Below are 2030 nucleotides of genomic sequence, written 5' to 3'. Positions count from 1 at the left end.
GGCGGGGACAGTGGTGAGGTCTGTCCATACCTCAGGATTGGCTGGCCTTTTCAGCCAATTTTTGAAAAAGAACATGAAAATTTGCCAAACTACAGTTCTTATAGAAAGTCAGCAATTCTTTTTGCCGTTCGAATTGAACCCCCATGCCGCAAATTCCAATGATATCGGCGCGGGGCTCCAAAGGGATTGACTCGATGTTTTCATCAACTATTTTGACGTCCCACTCCGGCGGACATAAGGCAGCCAGCGTCGCCAAACCCAAAGGAGGGTTCGTGGTTCTTTTATCGGGAAAAATCGTGTTCGTTACCCACTTAAAACTCCAAAAACTCTCGGGCAGCTTGGGATTGATCAATAATAAATTCATAACTCACGTCCTCCATGAATTTGATTAGCCAAGAGCCGGCCGTTCGAAGCGTTCATCGATGCGCGTGCCATCGTCTATTTCGTATCCATAATGACCGGCAAACCGTCTTTCCCGGCGCCGACGATAATCACTTTGGTGTTTGATGATTGCGCGAGCTTTTCAGTTGCTTCAATTCCCTTCCAGCGCAGCAATTGTTCGCTGATGCCGGCCGCTACGATCGTCTGAAAATCGGCGATGCCTTTGGCTTCGATCCGTTTCCGGTCCGCCTCCTGTTTTTCCTTCGTGAGAATGAACTCCATACGCTGGCTTTCCTGATCGGCTTTCTGCTTTTGCTCGATGGCTTCGGTGAGTTGTACGGGGAGTGCGACATTGCGCAGCGGCGTGGTTTCAATTGTCACGCCGCGCGGAGCGACGGTCTTGGCCAGCTCTTCCTGAATATTCACGCCGAGCTGTTCCCGTTCGGTGGAATAGAGCGCGCTGGCCTGGAAGCTGGCCGCGACGGCGCGGCTGATGGAGCGGAATTGCGGTATCAGGATGATGGTTTCGTAGTCGCCGCCGGCCACAGTCTTGTAAACCCGAGCTGCAGAATCCGGGTTCAGCCGGTAGAGCGCGCTGATCTCCAAGCCGATGGTGAGGCCTTCGCGCGAAAGCACTTGCATGGTTTCCTTGTGTTCTTTCGTTTGAATGGAGAATTTGATGACGCGCGCCAGCGGATTCACGAAATTGATTCCCGCCGGCAGCGCCCTCTCGGACACGATGCCGAAGAAATCTACCACGCCCACGTGTCCCGCCGGGATCTGCGTGAAGCACTGCACCAGCGCAACAATTGCGAAAACGCCCATGGCGAGAATGCTCGCCGTGCCGATGGGCTGAGAGATGCCGCTTTCTTGCCGCGCCGCGCTGCGCCACACAAAAAGTGCGGCTATGGTTGCCAGTACCGCCAAGATAAAAATCATGATGAACTCCTTCGATTTTTTGGGTTGCATTGTTGGTCAACTCCCCAACTTCCTGCGGCCTGCCCAGGAACGTGAAGCACATGTCAATGACGTGGCTATTCCGCCTGACAGGCAATTGATTAACACCATAGAATGCAACAAAATGTGTTTAGTAGCAAGTTATGCATTCTGTATCTTTCTCATCAGCGCCATGGGTTGGCTAACGCCTTTGAACACGACTTCGACGCCCGAACTGCCGGCGCTGCTGAACTCAACGTCTCCGATGCCGATGAGTCTATGAAAGAGCGTCTGCTTGACGTTGATGTTGCGCAAGTCTTCCACGCGAATGGCTCGTACCTCCCTCGCGATGATGCCACGATGGCTTTGAATGATGTCGCCATTAACCGTGAATCGCCATGAATAGTGCCGAACGATAATGATCAAGCCAACGATCAAAAACGGCGCCGCCAGCAGGGCCGTCATTTTAAGATTGTCAAGCGGGGCGCTGGTTCCGAACCAGGGTAAAAAGGGCAGCAGAAAAAGCGCAATGGCCAGAATGATCAACAGCCATTGCTCACGCCATGCGGATCTGATATTGAATGTCATGTGTCTGCCTCTTCATTTTATTCAAATTACTGTAGTTTGGCAAAAATCAGTTCTTAGACATAGCCAGGTATTGGCTTTGGAAGCTTCCAGGCATTATATTTGTTGTCAACAGATCAATCTCGGAG

Annotated in this window: 3 protein-coding genes; all 3 read right to left on the bottom strand. The window is 51.9% G+C overall.

The window, feature by feature from the left end; genetic code table 11:
* Positions 1-31 precede the first annotated feature (31 nt).
* The 3 genes from FBQ85_29710 to FBQ85_29700 all read right to left on the bottom strand — a co-directional run bounded on the left by FBQ85_29710 (position 32) and on the right by FBQ85_29700 (position 1905).
* Positions 32-364, bottom strand: coding sequence for a hypothetical protein (locus FBQ85_29710; protein MDL1879307.1), 333 nt, complete (start codon positions 362-364; stop codon positions 32-34).
* Between the two features lie 74 nt (positions 365-438).
* Positions 439-1320: a prohibitin family protein gene (locus tag FBQ85_29705; GenBank protein ID MDL1879306.1), complete on the bottom strand. Its 882-nt coding sequence runs from the start codon at positions 1318-1320 to the stop codon at positions 439-441.
* A gap of 159 nt (positions 1321-1479) precedes the next feature.
* Positions 1480-1905, bottom strand: a complete 426-nt coding sequence (locus tag FBQ85_29700) for a PH domain-containing protein (GenBank protein MDL1879305.1) — start codon at positions 1903-1905, stop codon at positions 1480-1482.
* Positions 1906-2030: the final 125 nt, after the last annotated feature.

The organism is Cytophagia bacterium CHB2 (genome assembly GCA_030263535.1).
Taxonomy (GTDB): domain Bacteria; phylum Zhuqueibacterota; class Zhuqueibacteria; order Zhuqueibacterales; family Zhuqueibacteraceae; genus Coneutiohabitans.
The sequence above is the reverse complement of the archived record's forward strand: the minus strand, read 5'-3'. Positions and strand labels throughout refer to the sequence as shown.

Excerpts from the sequence above, each read along its gene's own strand:
- FBQ85_29710 (MDL1879307.1), bottom strand. The coding sequence starts at position 364 with ATGAATTTATTATTGATCAATCCCAAGCTGCCCGAGAGTTTTTGGAGT.
- FBQ85_29700 (MDL1879305.1), bottom strand. The coding sequence starts at position 1,905 with ATGACATTCAATATCAGATCCGCATGGCGTGAGCAATGGCTGTTGATC.
- FBQ85_29705 (MDL1879306.1), bottom strand. The coding sequence starts at position 1,320 with ATGATTTTTATCTTGGCGGTACTGGCAACCATAGCCGCACTTTTTGTG.